Source organism: Halomonas sp. HP20-15 (assembly GCF_033446685.1).
In the GTDB taxonomy this organism is placed as follows: Bacteria; Pseudomonadota; Gammaproteobacteria; order Pseudomonadales; family Halomonadaceae; genus Modicisalibacter.
The window spans coordinates 153316-169033 of the sequence record NZ_JAWQLY010000005.1; the positions used below are offsets into that span (position 1 = coordinate 153316).

The 15718-nt window shown below is 55.1% G+C and carries 15 protein-coding genes; all 15 read right to left on the minus strand.

What is annotated here, in order from left to right; all coding sequences use genetic code 11:
- Positions 1-93 precede the first annotated feature (93 nt).
- Complete coding sequence (locus R6258_RS08815) at positions 94-1386, minus strand: DUF4910 domain-containing protein (protein WP_318449299.1); 1293 nt, start codon at positions 1384-1386, stop codon at positions 94-96.
- Positions 1387-2397, minus strand: coding sequence for a polysaccharide deacetylase family protein (locus tag R6258_RS08820; RefSeq protein WP_318449300.1), 1011 nt, complete (start codon positions 2395-2397; stop codon positions 1387-1389).
- 25 nt (positions 2398-2422) lie between these two features.
- Positions 2423-3247 carry an SDR family oxidoreductase gene (locus R6258_RS08825; RefSeq protein ID WP_318449301.1) on the minus strand — a complete coding sequence of 275 codons (825 nt, stop codon included), beginning with the start codon at positions 3245-3247 and terminating at the stop codon, positions 2423-2425.
- Positions 3219-4154 (minus strand): Gfo/Idh/MocA family oxidoreductase, encoded by a 936-nt coding sequence (locus tag R6258_RS08830; RefSeq protein ID WP_318449302.1) that lies wholly within the window; start codon positions 4152-4154, stop codon positions 3219-3221. Before R6258_RS08830 ends, R6258_RS08825 begins: the two co-directional genes overlap by 29 nt.
- Before the next feature lie 45 nt (positions 4155-4199).
- Positions 4200-4997, minus strand: a complete 798-nt coding sequence (locus R6258_RS08835; RefSeq protein ID WP_318449303.1) for an SDR family NAD(P)-dependent oxidoreductase — start codon at positions 4995-4997, stop codon at positions 4200-4202.
- Positions 4978-5691, minus strand: coding sequence for an acylneuraminate cytidylyltransferase family protein (locus R6258_RS08840; protein ID WP_318449304.1), 714 nt, complete (start codon positions 5689-5691; stop codon positions 4978-4980). Before R6258_RS08840 ends, R6258_RS08835 begins: the two co-directional genes overlap by 20 nt.
- Before the next feature lie 69 nt (positions 5692-5760).
- Complete coding sequence (locus R6258_RS08845; RefSeq protein ID WP_318449305.1) at positions 5761-6822, minus strand: nucleotidyltransferase family protein; 1062 nt, start codon at positions 6820-6822, stop codon at positions 5761-5763.
- Positions 6804-8003 (minus strand): UDP-N-acetylglucosamine 2-epimerase, encoded by a 1200-nt coding sequence (neuC, locus tag R6258_RS08850; RefSeq protein WP_318449306.1) that lies wholly within the window; start codon positions 8001-8003, stop codon positions 6804-6806. Before neuC ends, R6258_RS08845 begins: the two co-directional genes overlap by 19 nt.
- 17 nt (positions 8004-8020) lie before the next feature.
- Positions 8021-9040, minus strand: a complete 1020-nt coding sequence (neuB, locus tag R6258_RS08855; protein WP_318449307.1) for an N-acetylneuraminate synthase — start codon at positions 9038-9040, stop codon at positions 8021-8023.
- A complete protein-coding gene (locus R6258_RS08860) occupies positions 9037-9663 on the minus strand; it encodes a NeuD/PglB/VioB family sugar acetyltransferase (protein ID WP_318449308.1) in 627 nt (208 codons plus the stop codon). The genes neuB and R6258_RS08860 overlap by 4 nt, the downstream gene beginning before the upstream one ends.
- Positions 9664-9680: 17 nt before the next feature.
- Complete coding sequence (locus R6258_RS08865) at positions 9681-10691, minus strand: NAD-dependent 4,6-dehydratase LegB (protein WP_318449309.1); 1011 nt, start codon at positions 10689-10691, stop codon at positions 9681-9683.
- Between the two features lie 486 nt (positions 10692-11177).
- Positions 11178-12389, minus strand: coding sequence for a DegT/DnrJ/EryC1/StrS aminotransferase family protein (locus R6258_RS08870; protein WP_318449310.1), 1212 nt, complete (start codon positions 12387-12389; stop codon positions 11178-11180).
- Positions 12390-12535: 146 nt separating this feature from the next.
- The gene (locus tag R6258_RS08875) at positions 12536-13285 is read right to left on the minus strand and encodes a glycosyltransferase family 2 protein (protein WP_318449311.1); all 750 of its coding nucleotides are present in this window, start codon (positions 13283-13285) and stop codon (positions 12536-12538) included.
- Positions 13282-14691 carry a mannose-1-phosphate guanylyltransferase/mannose-6-phosphate isomerase gene (locus R6258_RS08880; RefSeq protein WP_318449312.1) on the minus strand — a complete coding sequence of 470 codons (1410 nt, stop codon included), beginning with the start codon at positions 14689-14691 and terminating at the stop codon, positions 13282-13284. The genes R6258_RS08875 and R6258_RS08880 overlap by 4 nt, the downstream gene beginning before the upstream one ends.
- A 59-nt stretch (positions 14692-14750) precedes the next feature.
- Positions 14751-15716, minus strand: a complete 966-nt coding sequence (gene fcl / locus R6258_RS08885) for a GDP-L-fucose synthase (RefSeq protein ID WP_318449313.1) — start codon at positions 15714-15716, stop codon at positions 14751-14753.
- Positions 15717-15718 lie beyond the last annotated feature (2 nt).

The window sequence follows — 15718 nt, forward strand, 5'->3', positions numbered from 1 at the left end:
CTGCGTTACAGTGCGAACCACGAATCGCGACCGTGCCGTCCGGCGTGTTGAGCTTCGCTTTACCCTTGTGACGAGAGACGAGCGTCTATCGAGCTAGAAGACCTCGATCAGGTCGTGCTTCTGCCACTTGGCGAGGTAGTCTTCGACCAGCGCCAGCGGCAGTCCGACCTTTCTGGCCAGCAGATTCATGCTGGTAGGCCGGGATAGCGTTGGAATGGTATCCATGAGCAACCGCAGGCGGCGGCGTTGCTCATCAGGGGCATCGCCGAAGGCCACCTGCCCGGGGTCGACGTAAAGGTCGTATCGCGGATGGGAAAGGCAGATGTTCCCCGAAAAGCGTTTGCGAACCACGGCGCTTGTCTCCAGGATCTCGACCGCCGCCAGCAGCGTCGTCACCGCCTCCTCCAGGCACGCCTTGTCCATCAGCTCGAAGCTGTCCCGGTCGGTGTGATATTCGGGATAGGGATAGCGCGACAACGAGGCCATGGGGATGCCGTAGGCTTCCCAGATATATTCGTCATTGAGCAGCACGCTTTCGAACTCACCGGTGTGGTGCCGGTATCCCGAGCGCTCCAGAGCGTCGGCAAGCGCGAGTTCGATGTTGGCTTGCTGATGCCGCGAGAACTGCAGCGCCAGTTCCGTGGGTGAACCCAGCATTTCCAGCATGACGCCTTCCAAGAGGCGCTCCCGCTCCTCGGTGGGCAAGCGCCCCAGGTAATATTCGTTGCCGATGATTCCCGGTGCCAGCACCAGGCGATAGCTGAAGTTGAGCGGCTGAGAGCGCTTGCGCAGCACATCGAACAACGCGACCCCCACCGCCACGCCCGAGAGACCATCATTGGCCACGCCGGGATGATCCAGGTTGGCCCCGAAAACGATCGTCTCTTCAGAACGGCCTTCAAGCGTATAGTCGAGCACACGCAGCGTGCCGGGCTCTTCCCGGGTCTCGATGACGACCTGATAGTCGCCCTCTTCCAGATCATCGTAGAAACGACGCGGGACGCAGAACCCCCAATCGCGCTCCCAACTGCGGAATAGCTGGCGGAAATGGAATGGGATCGCGTCCGGATAGCGATGATCGAAATGCAGGTGACGGCGTAGCTCCTCGCGTGTGACGGTGCCGGAAAACGATTCCGACAGCGCCATTACCGCCAGCGGATGATGCAGGCCGTCGTAGATCGTCTCGCCCCGGTAATCGATACGCGCCGCCACCACATCCCACTTGGGCGGGATCGCCCAGCCGTTATAGTTGTCGCTCGCGGGGTAGCTGTGCTCGCGAAACGCCAGAATGTCCTGCATATAAGCGATGGTGGCGTCGTAATCGCTGGAACAGACCACGCGATTGAGCGGCGTCAGGTCCGCCAGCAGTTTCAGCATGTCGTACATTCACGCACCCTCTTCAGGTTCAGGCATTGCGACTGACGTAGCGGCCCACTGGAATGCATCCAGCCCCGCCGCAGCGCTGAACGGCACATCGTTGGTGTCCAGCCGGGGCAGCGATAAGGGATCATTTCGCGAGAGATCGGCCAGGCCCACCTCGACGGTCAAACCCATGGCGCACTGCTTCTCCCTGAGGATTTCCAGCAGCGAAGCGTTGTAACCGCCGTACGGATAGCACATCACCCAATCCTGCGTGGGTACGCCCAGCTCGCCTAAGAAGTCCAGGCTGCGCTCGATTTCCTGGCGCTGTTCGACGGGAGACAGCGTGTTCAACCAGCGATGCTGGTCGCCGTGGCTACCGATGCACATGCCCGCATCATGGAGCTCGCGCAATTGCGCCTTGCCCATGTACAGCGACTCGGCGAAACCCTTTTCGTCGGCCGTGACAAAGCGCTGGAATAATTGATCGACGATTTCGCTGCGCAGCGCCTGGGGCAGCCCTTTTTGCAAAATGCGCTTGATGAAGGTCACGTCCGGCGTGTCATAGCGGCTTTCATTCGAATAAAGCCGGTAATAGTCGGCGTTGGGTTTCAGGTCATGGCGGACACGATGAACGTCCAGCAGCGCGAATATCTCACAGACCAGTTGGCGTGGATCGACCCCGCTGGCAAGGACGAAATGGATCTTGTTGACGTCGAGGACACGGCCGTCGAGAACCGCGCAGGCGGGCGGAAAGAAACTCCCCTGCATGCCCCGCGCCACGAGTTCCGGGAGGACATGGTCGTAATGATCCATATAGCCGTCGTCGAACGTCAACAGGGCGGCCCTGCTGGGCAAGTCCCCTTCGCCGCGCATCGCGGCTATCACATCCTGCGTGCGTACGATCCGGTAATGCTGCTCGAGGAAGTCCAGTTGACCGCGGAAGTTGTCCAGTTCCAGCCCCTTGAGCGTCGGGTAGCGCGATCCGGCTATCGGACGGACATAGTGATACATCACGATCAGCAACGAGTCGGTCATTGTGCTTGTTCCTTGTGTTCGCCCCTCACCAGGCACTGAGACCGCCATCCACGTTCAATTCCTGCCCGGTTACGTAGCGCGAGGCATCCGAAGCCAGGTAGATGAGCGCCCCCGTCAGCTCTTCGGGACGCCCCATGCGCTGCATGGGCACCCGAGCGGAGTAGCGGCGCTGAAATTCCGCGTTCTGGCCGCTTGCCACGCCGCCGGGGATCAGCGTATTGACGCGTATCCCGTGGCTCGCCCAGAGCGTTGCCAGATAACGCGCCAGGCCCGCCACGCCCGCCTTCGAGGCGGCATAGACCGGCGGCGTATTGATCGCCACTCCCAGGTATTCCGAACCCCGGTAGATCGATGGATCGCAGCCCAGCTGGCCGTAGATCGAGCCGGTATGGATGATGCTGCCACCGCTACCCTGGGCGATCATTTGTCGTCCGATCGCACGCGACACCATGAAGACGCCGTCCAGATTGACGGCCATGATCTTGCGCCATTCTTCGAGCGCGTAGGTCTCGGCTGGCGCGAAGAAGGCCTGAAGATCGTCCGATTTGCTGGCGGCGTTGTTGTGCAGGATGTCGATCCTTCCGAAGTATGCAACGGTGCGTGCTACCAGGGTTTCGACGGATGCCTCGCTGGCCACGTCGCACTCCAGGCCGATGCAGTCGACTCGGTACTCGTCGGCGATTCGGCGGGCCAGCTCGTCGGCCGCTTCGCCGTCGAGATCGGCGATTGCGACGCTGGCGCCGAATTCGGCCAGGGCGCGACAGAAATGCTGGCCGAGAATACCCAGACCACCGGTGACGACGGCAACCTTGCCCTCCAGATCAAACAACCGCCTGTAGCTGAGCGTCATCGATCGACACCTCCTGGTTGGTCTGCAGAGCACGGTTGCCGGCAATCAATGTCTTGAGCACCCAAACGGTCGTTTCAGCGGACTCGCTCGGACGCCCGAATTCGACCATCGCGGCGAACTCGCTGAGTAAACGCCGGAACATCGAGAAATTGTCGGTAATGTCATGCTGGCTGTGGCAGCGGGAGCCGAGGACATCGACGCGAAAGATCGGCGGTGCATCACCCAGCGCATCGACGGTGACAAGCGTTCCGTCGTCCATCGTGATCGCCAGTGACTGATGGCGGCTCGCGAGTGCGCGAATGGCAACCGGGCGGGCCTGTACCAGCGGAAAGATCGCATCCAGCATGTGGACGCCATAGCGGGCCCAGTCGTTGACGATGGTTCCGCGCAACACATGCAGTTGCCCGTAATCGGCGATGCCAGCCTTGATGACATCGAGCTCCCAGGCGTACCGCATGCTCGAACAGGACATCAGCTTGCCCGTCTCGAGAAAGGGCCTGAAATAATCGAGCTCGACGGTGTCGAGCGTCAGAGGTTTGTCGATGAACACCGGAATGCCGGCTTCGAGAAACGGCTCGGCCAACCTGCGATGCGACGCGGCGTCGTCGCGGGCGATGATCACCGCATCGACCTGGCCGAGCATCTCGCTGGGGCTGGCCACGGCGGTGGCGATATTCGCGGCCCGGCACAGGGCCTGGGTCACCGCCGCATCCTGGGTCCAGGCGCAGGTGACACGCAGCCCCTCGACCCCGAAGTCGGAGGCGTGCCGCCGGCGTACATAGTCGTAGATGACCGGCCAGCCGGCTTCGCGCAGACCGGCATCCGAATAGCCGTTAATGATTGACGAGTAAGAAAACGGATGGCCGTTACCCGGGCTATGCCCGAGGATCCCTACATTTATAGCCATGAACTGCCCCTTAAGGAATTCAGACATGAACTCCTGCCAAGCCGATTACCAGATGGCCCAGCCGCCATCGACGCAAAGATTTTGCCCAGTCATGTAACTGCCGGCATCGCTTGCCAGCAACGCGACCGCCCCCTTTAGTTCGTCGGGCTCACCCAAGCGTCCTAGCGGAGCCTTATCCTTGAGACGTTGCATGAAGCTCTCGTTGTCCTGAGTCACGGCATGTGGGAAAGCGCCCGGGCTTATCGCATTGACACGGATTGCGTCGGGGGAAAGAAAGCTGGCGAGATAACGGGTAAATTGCAGCACGCCGGCCTTGGCAGCACCGTAACTAGGAGGGTTGGCATGGTCGGTCCCGGCGTATAAGCGGTAGTCGGGTGCTATATGGCCGTACATCGAGGCGATGTTGACGATACAACCTCGATGCTCCTTGATCAGGGGATGAAAGTTCTTAACCATGCGAAACACGGCATTGAGGCTGATATCCACGTCGTAGTACCAGTCCTCTTCATCGATGCTTTGCCAGCTATTCTTGCGCCCTGACCAGGCATTGTTCACCAGAATATCTAGCCCGCCACACTCGCTGCCGATTCGATCAACGCATGCCTTGACCGAATCGATGTCGGTAACGTCCAGCGCGACACCACGATGCTCGCCTTCAGGAAAGCTTTCGCGGAGCCGTTGCGCGGCATGGACACAAGAATCGCCATCGCGGCTCGCCACCACCACACTGGCCCCTAGCTCAGCCAAGGCTTCGCCCATGGCCATCCCCAGATAGCCGGCACCGCCGCTAATCAGCGCCGTGCGGCCTGACAGGTCGAACAAGTCATGCAGTGATCTGTTCATGATCAATTCCTTTCACCAAGTATTCGGCAATCATGAAATCTTCAAGTGTGTCGATATCCAGCGACCAGCGACCGTCGACCACTACTGCCCCCATGCGACCGAAGAGCAATGCCTCACAGCTTGCATGTAAACGGTCGAGACGAAAGGCGTAAACATCGCCACTGAGTTGATAAGCCTCCGGCAAGGCCTGCCGGGGCAGCCAAGGTATAGCCCCTTCGATAAAGGTTTGGAGCTCTCCTTGAGAGAGCTTCCAGGCTCGATGGGGATTGAGTTCAGCAGGTTTGAACGTCGCCACAGAGTCCAAGCCTTCAGCGAGACGCTTCAGGCATTGGTGGATGAATTCTGGTCTTCGAAATGGACTAGTTGGTTCGAGCAATAATCCATAAGGCGCGCGCTCTCCCTCGGCCTTTAGGCGCTCCGCCAAGTCTACGACCGTGTCGAGCACGCGGGACGTGTCGGTGGCGAGCGGCGAGGGACGCCACATGACTTCTGCGCCACAGAGCCCGGCTACATTGGCGATTTCATGATCATCGGTGGAGACTATGACTCTATCTATGACCTCAACGTCAAGAGCCATCCGTATTGTCCAGTCGATCAAGGGTCGACCGCCGAGATCACGTATATTTTTGCCGGGAACTGACTTACTGCCGCCACGGGCAGGAATGATAGCTATAACTCTTTTTTCACCGACCATGGATTTACTCGAATATAAATAGATAAGCAATAGTTTTATTAACCATAACTATCAAGATTAACTAAACTATCAAGCCGATTTTATTTGCGAAATAGTTTCACAGTATTGCCGCCATTCACCCGTATCCAGCCAGGCTTTTTCACTAATCGGGTATACTCCGACCCGACCGCCACGGCTTCGCACCTCATCTATTAGTTGCGTTAAATGGTAGAATTCGTTTTCTGGAATCAATGAAATCACCGAGGAGCGCAGGATATATAGGCCAGTATTCACCATGAAATCGTAATGTGGCTTTTCACGCATAGCACAGAGTTGGCCATTATCTACTATATCGCAAATGCCGTAGGGAATATCATATGAGCGCATGGAAACGACTACTGTAATGTCGTTTTCTTCCCGACGGTGGTGCTCGACCATGGCATGATAGTCCGCCTTTATAATGACGTCGCAATTGGTAACGATGACATCGCCGGACACTTTTCCATTCAAGGCACACAGGCTGCCACCGGTGCCCAACGGTTTATCCTCGTAGATGTAGTCGACGCGATAGTTAGGCTCCAGTTCATCGAAATAGGCCTTTATCATCTTCGATTTGTAATTCACCGAAAGATAGAACTGATCGACGCCATATTCGACGAATGAATCGAGTATGACCTCTATGGCCGTTTTCTCACCGACGGGTATCAGTGGCTTGGGTAACACGTTCGTGAATGGCGCCAACCGGCTACCCTTGCCTCCCGCCATGACGATGACGGGCAAATTCTGAAGCGTACGCTGATGGCTCTCTATCTCGTCTGCGCACAGCGTTTCCCAGAAATGAGCATCAATGACGCGGCCCTGATCGTCGATGACCGGGGCCGCGGTGATCTGCAGCCGCTGCATGGCCTGCTTGATGACGTCCCTGTCTTCCCCGGCCTTGACCACATAGGGCGAGGTATTACACACCTGGCCGACCTGTCCGCCCAGATCTCCCCCGCCGAGTATCCAGCGACGCACGTCCCCGTCCGTCAGCGTACCCAGTAACTGGCCGTCTTCGTCGGTGACGAAAAGTACCTTGCGCCGGGTCTCTTCCAACTGATGAAGTGCGTCCAGCACATTGCGCTGAGGGCTGGTCATAAGGTTTTCGAACATACGGCCTCCTCGCAGGCGCTCTCGGCGAAGGGCGCACTGACGAATCGCTTTTTCAGGGGGTGATCCAGGGGGATCTTCTTGAGTCTTTCCTTGATCCGGTGCGACGCCGTGCCATCCGCGTAACGGTCGTACGGGTTTTTCAGGCCTTTCAGCGACTCGCGGAAGGCTGCGCTCAGCGCTTGCTCGATGCCGGCGCGGATCGCCTCGAAGTCATTGTCGACGCTAATCACATTGACAGCCGCCAGGCGTCCTTCCTGCCGCGTTCCTATGTTGACGACGGGTAGTTCGAACGAAGGGGCCTCCAGCAATCCGCTGGATGAGTTGCCGATCATGACGTCGAGATGGCGCAGGCAACTGAGATAGACGCGCTGTCCCAGATTGTCGTGAAGCTGGGCCCGATGAGAGCGCTGCCTGCACCATTCGGCCAGGTGCGCATTGATCGAGCGCCCCTGGCTATCGGCGTTGGCCTTGGTAAAGACAACATCCAGCCCATCGAATGCATCCAGCGCTTCGAGTAGCGCTGCCAACGAAGCCGCCGATGACCCTTCGATCTCCCCGGTTACCGGGTGATAGGTGATCAGTGCCGTGGGACGAATCAGAGGTCTTCCGAGAGCCTCGGTCAGCGCCTGCCGATCGAGCAATTCACCACGATAGATATGATCCAGCCCCGGAGCACCGTAATTGAAGGTGGCATCGGATAGCTCGCCCATTTGCAGGATGCGCCGCCGGTAGACCTCGGTCGCCGGAAAATGAAAGGTGGCGAGCTTGGTCACCGCGTGGCGGAAGTATTCGTCCAGGGCGCCCTGGCTGGTCTCACCGCCATGCAGGTGTGCAACCGGAATGCCCTGCACGACGGCGGCCAGGGCCACGGGCACGATTTCGAAGCGATCGCCCAGTACTACCACGATATCCGGTCGATCTTCCGCCAAGGCATCGCCACTGGCGAGTAGCGCCAATCCCATCGCCTTGGTCATCGCAAGTCGGCTATCCGAGGACAGCAGAATTTCCATCCGCCGACGAACCGTAAAGCCATCCTTCTCGATTTCCCGAACCGTAGAGCCGAACTCAGCGGAGAGGTGCGTTCCGGTAACCGCCAGCATCAACTCCAGCTCGGGGTCCCCCTCGATTTCGCGCAGAAGCCAGTACAATAGCCCGTAATCCGCGCGGGTCGTGGTCAGCACCCAGATTCGACGACGCATCATGCCAGATCCTTCCAGTCGAGGAGCTCGTCGCTGCGGATGGCGCGAGCTGCATGTCTACCCACTACGGCCTCGAGCAAGGCCGGGGACAGTCCCGAGCCGGGGCGTTTGATGGTCAGGTCGGCACGCGTCAGCCTCTCGCCGGCGGCAATATCCCGGCCTACGGCGATGCTTTTGCGAACGACCTGCATGTTCTGTATTTCGCAGGGAGCAGGGCGCTTTAGTCCATCGCCATGGGCAAGCTCGACATGGCGAATCGCCTCGACCATCGCACCAAAGCCCTGGGGGTCCAGGGAAGATGCGTGATCTGGACCATCCAGCGTCGTATCGAGCGTGAAGTGCTTTTCTATGACCTGGGCGCCCATGGCCACGGCAGCTATCGCCATCTCGATCCCTGCCGTGTGATCCGAGTAACCGACCTTGGTACCGAAGGCTCGCCGCAGGGTCTGCATCGCCGAGAGATTGATTTCCGCATAAGGCGCTGGATATTCGGTGACGCAGTGCAAAAGCGTGACATCCAGCGCTCCAGCGTTTTCCAGTCCTCTTACCGCCGCTGCCACCTCTTCCAACCAGCACATGCCGGTGGAAAGAATGATCGGCTTGCCGTAAGCGGCGATCCTTTCGAGCAAGGGTCTATTGGTAATTTCGCCTGAAGGTATCTTGAAGACGCGCATGCCCAACTCGTTTAGAAAATCAGCGCTGAGCTCATCGAAGGGGCTGGAAAGAAACTCGATGCCACGCTCGCGGCAATACCCATGTAGTCGGTGAAATTCCTCTTCGGTGAGCTCGAGCTTCTTTAGCAACTCATATTGCGTCTCGACCGGAGAATGCGCCTTTCGCTGATAACGCGCCGTTTCAGCACCACGGGTAGCCAGGCGATCAGCCTTGAAAGTCTGAAACTTTATGGCATCGGCACCGCACTCAAGGGCCTTGTCGATTAATTGCAGTGCTTGCACCACCGAGCCATTATGATTGACGCCCGCCTCGGCGATTACAAAGGTAGCGGCTGATTCCTTCATGCGATTCTCCTTGCCGGGGTACCGACATACACGCCGGGCTCGTTGATATCCCCAATCACTGTTGCACCGGCACCGATCAAGACCCCGGGGCAGACTTTTACCGAGTGGATCAAATTGGCACCGGTGCCGATCATGCAGTGATCGCCGATTCGTACCCCACCGCTCAGCGTTGCGCCGGGGGCTACATGCACGTCATCACCCAATACGCAATCGTGATCCACCGTCGCGTGGGTATTGATAATGCAGGCGCGCCCCAAGCGACTTCCGGTAATCAGCACGGCTCCATCCAGCACAACGCTGCCATTGCCACTGATAACGTCGTCATGCACGGTAGCGGTTCGGGCATAAAGTGGCGGAAAGTTGAAGCCAACGACCTGGTAACTATTCATCAGTGTTAAGCGAGACGTACTGATAGAGGTTTTGCCTAACCCCATTAGCGCAGTCGTACCAATCGCATCCTCTTTCATGGTGAGATAATCTTGGTCCGACCCTAGATAAGCCACCGGCATGCCATCCTCTTCCCTGGGAGCGATATAACCGCGTACCTTATGACGCAAAGATAATAGACAGGTGATCAACACTCGAGCGTGCCCCCCGCCGCCAACGATGCAAAAGTCGGTCATATAAATCCGGTTATTTACTAGATATTGTAAATATTGGTCTTGTAGCGTGACAGGTTATCAGCATCGCTGAACCAGGCGATGGTATGTTCAAGACCACGACGTAGCCCCTCGACCCCTCCAAACTCGGCATGATGACCCAGCAGCCTGCCGGCTTTTTCGGTACATGCCCAGAGTCGCTCGACTTCACTGGCCGAAGGCCGCAAGCGTTCTTCGTCGGTGGTAATCGTTATTTGACGGCCCATCAGGTCCGCAATCATACCCACCGTATCGCCGATACTTATCTCGAATCCGCTTCCCACGTTGATGACTTCCCCGATGGCTTCATCACACTCGGCTACACGCACGAAACCGGAAACGGTGTCGTCGACATAATTGAAATCCCGTGTTGGATGAAGTGAGCCGAGATGGATCTGCTCTTTTCCCGCCGCTATCTGGGAAATGATGGTGGGTATAACCGCTCGCGCCGATTGCCTGGGCCCATAGGTATTGAAAGGTCGTATTACCGCTATCGGCGTATCGAAGGAGCGATGGAAGGACAAGGCCATCTGGTCGGCACCGATCTTCGATGCGGAGTAAGGCGATTGACCAAAGAGCGGGTGCTCTTCGGTAATCGGCACTTGGCGTGCCGTACCGTATACTTCGCTGGTCGAAGTATGCACCACCTTCTCGACATTCAGATCGCGAGCAGCCTGAATGATGTTCAAGGTTCCCTTTATATTGGTATCAATATACGTGTCGGGGGAGTGGTATGAGTAAGGAATCGCTATCAAGGCTGCCAGGTGAAGAACGATGTCACAGCCTTGGACGGCCTTGCGGACTCCGTTAGGGTCCCGGATATCCCCGGCGACGACCTCCAGTTGGCTGCGGGTTTCCTCAGGCGCCGTATCGAGCCATCCCCAGCTATTGAAGGAGTTGTACATGACGAAGGCTCGAACGTCGTGGCCTGCACGGACCAGCGTTTCGGTGAGGTGTGACCCGATAAAGCCATCGGCCCCTGTAACCAGTATTTTTTTGCCGTACAGATCCATTTCATAGCCCTTGAATGCAACAAATGCGTAGAAACTGCGTAATGCTGAATAACGACAACCGAAGTCGCTGGCTATCAGTAATATTTAGGCGGTTTATTAAACTAACTAATTCAGACCACGCTACCGCCCGGAGACCTCTAGCAAGGCCTCAACATCAATTAGAGAGAATTTTATTAATTTCACTTAAGCCACAGTTACGAAACACCCCCCAACAACTACACATGGTTACACAAGAACCGAGACTCTACACGCTCAATTAGTTACCGAATAAGCGGTAGTCGCCGGCAATTCAAAAACAGAATTTCTCTCAGAAACCTAGCGACACAGCCATGATCGGCCTGCTATATTTTAGCTAGTCAAAATTAATACAGATAAATTTGGGTATTAAAAAAACAAGCAACGAAATTAAAACCTCTAATGACCAAAAGAGGGTAAGAAAACTGGCAGGCCCGTTAAAAGAAAAGTCGCTCTGTCCGTCATCGGTCGCTACTGACCGCCAGTAGCAGCTGCCATCAAAGAATCCTGATTCGTTGCCAGGTGCATTACCTGCTCAAGTACAGTGCAAGTCTTGGTAAGCTCATCCCTAGTCAACGTGGGATGCACCAGAAACATCATGCTGGTTTCTCCCAACTCTCTAGCAACCGGCAACGGTGTCAGTGGTCTCCATCCCGTGCCATCGAAGGCTTTTTCCCGGTAGACCTCTGAACATGAGCCAGAGAAGCAAGGCACGCCCCGGGCGTTGATTTCGTCGACGATACGATCCCGGTTCCATGCGGGATCGAGCAACTCGGGTTCAACAAAGACATAGCACTTATACGCCGCGTGCTCGACATCCTGGGGCACGCGGGGCACACGTAGCCCCTGGCATCGAATTGCACAGTCCCAAATGCGCTGCGCATTCGCCTGACGCTGTAGTGTCCAACCCGGCAAGCGGCCCAACTGTATTCGGCCAATCGCCGACTGCATCTCGGTCAAACGCCAGTTGGTGCCGAAGCTCTCATGTAGCCAACGAAAACCCGGGGGGTGGTCACGCTCATATACTGCATCCCAACTCTTTCCATGATCCTTATAGGCCCACATACGCTTCCAGAGATTGAGATCGTTGGTCGTGACCATGCCCCCCTCTCCCCCGGTAGTCATTATCTTGTCCTGGCAGAATGACCAGCAACCCACATGGCCAAGCGATCCGACGCTCCTGCCCCGGATCCGCGCACCATGCGCCTGGGCACAATCCTCGATGACTGCCAAAGCATGCTGCGTGGCAAGCGTCATTAGGGCATCCATGTCGCAAGGCCAGCCCGCCAGATGGACGGCTATGATAGCCCGGGTCTTCGGGGTAATGGCCTCCAGGACGGCACGTGGAGAAATGTTTTGCGTGTCCCGATCGATATCGACGAATACCGGCGTTGCACCAGCGAGAACAATGCTAGACACCGAAGCAAGGAAGGTCCTCGAGGTTACCAGAACTTCATCGCCGACGCCGATGCCGAGCCCCTTTAGCGCCAAATCAAGCGCTGTCGTGCCATTTGCAACGGCAATCGCGAACTCGCTATCGACAGCCTGCGCGAATTCTCGTTCGAAAGCGCGGCCCTCCGAACCTGTCCAGTAGTTGACTTGATTGGAAAGCAAGACGCGACGCACGGCATCGGCTTCCTGTTCGGTGAAACAGGGCCAAGACGAAAAGGGAGTATTCAGCATGTAGATCGACTTCCATTAAGGATTTTATTTCTAACGCCGCATTAGAGCTTTAGCTTACAAATAACAAAATAGCGAAGCTATATGAGCAAGTACGGAAAGAGCTGCCTGGCCAAGTCACAAATAGATTAAAGCGGAATGCGTAAGCCTCAAAAAAACTGGGGTAGCTTAGATAAATTCTTGTAGGGCAAGGCAACAAAAGGATTTATGCCGTTCTTTTGCATAGCCCGAAAATCCTCACGCGTCTTATTTAAAATGGCCTTCAGAGTACCGTTACTGGCCCCTCCCAGACGCATCTTTACAAGCACTTGCGGAAGATATGCAACACGCATATCTTCGTAGCACAGATAGCGAAGCAATGCTTCGTAATCGCCAGCAATTCGATAACTATCATCAAATCCGCCCAACAACTGATAAAGTTCGCGTCGCATATAGAAAGTGGGATGAGGGGGCATCCAGCCACGCTTGACTTTATGATGACTGAAAGGCCCTGAACGCCAATAGCGAATGACCTTGCTTAAATTGTCGGCGCTGACATATTGCAGATCGCCATAGACTGCGCCAACATCTGGATCCTCGAAGCAGGATGCGACCCGACTCAGCACCCTGTCGTCAGCAAGCAGATCATCCGAGTTCAAGAATCCCACAATATCACCGCTGGCTCTGGACAACCCCTTATTCAAAGCATCGAATATTCCCTGATCCTTTTCTGAAACCAGGATATCTCTTGTCGTTAACGCATCTCGTGCTATAGCGACCGTAGCATCTGTGGACAAGCCGTCGATTACTATATGCTCTACTGCTGACCAATCTTGCCGCTTGAGGCTTGCGATAGCATCGCCAATTGTTCTTTGACTATTATAGCTAGCAGTAATTATAGATATTTTTAACTCTTTCATTGACAGCGTCCATAACGATCGTCCAGGCGGACAATATCATCTTCACCAAGATAAGATCCCGACTGCACTTCGATAAGTTCGAGTGGAATTTTACCTGGGTTTTCTAGCGCATGTACTTGGCCAATAGGAATATAGGTCGATTCGTTCTCGGATACCAGATAAGTCTTGTCAGCTACTGTGACCTGGGCACTGCCTGAAACCACTACCCAATGTTCGGAGCGATGATGATGCATTTGTACAGAGAGTTTTGCCCCGGGTTTCACGGTAATACGCTTAACTTGATAACGCTCACCGTGATCGATGCAATCATATACCCCCCAAGGGCGGTAGACTTCTCTATGGTTCATGAACTCACTGCGATTTTCTCGCTTTAGCTGCTCGACTATCTTTTTGACATCTTGGACATGGTCTTTGTGTGCCACAAGGACCGCATCCTTGGTCTCCACGATAACCAAGTCATCAACACCTACCGCAGCTACCAGGCGATTTTCGGAATGTACCAGTAGGTTGTGAGACTCGTGGTACATCGCATCGCCATGGGTAACATTGCCCCAATTGTCCTGCTCACCTATCTGCCACAACGCTGACCAGGAACCGACATCGCTCCATCCGGCATCTAGCGGAACCATGCAGGCACGCTGAGTGCGCTCCATGACCGCATAATCAATCGAATTTCCCGGACAGCGTTTGAAAGCCTCTTGATCCAGTCGCACAAAATCTAGATCCCGGCGCGCACCTTTTATCGCGGCACGGCAGGCGTGAACGATTTCAGGTTCAAAAGATTCAAGCTCATCTAAGTAACACTGCGCCTGAAACATGAACATACCGCTATTCCAGTAATAGTCACCGGTCGCCAGGTAGTCTTCGGCTGTCGCTTTATCAGGTTTTTCCACGAAGCGCTTGACGCGGTAGCCGCCTTCATTATCAGTAGGGCCGCGTTGTATATAGCCGTACCCTGTTTCAGCATGATCGGCGACTATCCCGAAGGTCACCAATTCTCCTTGAACAGCCAACAAGCGAGCACTTTCGATGCTCTTATGAAACTCGGCAACATCCTCGATTAGGTGGTCGGCAGCTAGCACCAACAATACTGATTCAGGATTGTCTTCCATAGCACGAAGTGCTGCCAGGGCGATAGCTGGAGCGGTATTTCGACCTTCAGGCTCTAGTATGATACAAGCATCACCTATATTCGCTTGGCGTAACTGGTCCGCGACCAAAAACCGATGTTCTTCATTGCAAATGACTATCGGAGGACGGCACCGCAGTCCTATCAGGCGCTGCAAGGATTCCTGCAGCATGCTTGCCTCACCGAAGAGCGACAGAAACTGCTTGGGCCTCAGTTGTCTGGATAGTGGCCATAGCCTTGAGCCATTTCCTCCAGCCAAAATAACGGGTGTAATCATAGATCCACCTTGTTGGTTAATTCTGTATGTGTAGATGTGCTATGCCGCCCAGTATAAAACTATGTTCGTAAGCTCTGCCGATTTTCCAGGAACCATTGATAGGTTGTACGCAAGCCATCCTCTAAAGTAATGTTCGCGCGCCAACCAATGGCCTGGAGCCGTTTTATGTCCAGTAACTTCCTGGGTGCCCCATCGGGCTTACTGCTATCGAAAACCAGCTTTCCTTGAAAGCCGACGACACGCGCAATCGTCTCGGCCAGTTCTCTAATGGTGCAGTCAGTCCCACTACCGATATTGATATGTGAAAGCATGGGCTGAGTATATTGAGCAAGGATATCCCGGTCGAGTTCCATAACATGCACACAGGCATCTGCCATATCGTTCACATGCAGGAATTCCCGCATTTGCTTGCCGCTACCCCAAATGACAATTTCTTTCTCTCCACTCAGCTTTGCTGCATCGAATCGACGCAGCAGCGCCGGAATAACGTGAGAATTCTCAAGACCAAAATTATCGCCCGGACCGTATAGGTTAGTTGGCATTACGCTACGGTAATCAAGCCCATATTGCCTATTGTAGCTTTCGCATAATTTTATCCCGGCTATTTTCGCGATAGCATAAGGTTCATTGGTTGACTCCAACGGACCGCCCAAGAGAGCCTCTTCAGCCATGGGTTGCTTAGCAAACTTCGGGTAAATACACGACGATCCTAAAAATAGCAGCTTAGGTACATTCGATGCTTGAGCCGCAGCAATGATATTGGCTTCGATCATGATATTGTTATATATAAATTCTGCTGGGTAAGAATTATTAGCCAGTATCCCACCTACTTTGGCAGCCGCCAGATATATCTGATCTATCTTAAGATCCCCGATGAACGCTTGAACCTGGCTCTGATTGGTCAAATCAAGTTGAGATCTTTCGGCAACAATTAGATTAGTATACTCTCGTTTTTTCAAACAACTTAAGATGGCACTTCCCACCATTCCTTGGTGGCCAGCAATGAATACATTCTGATCTGGCATTA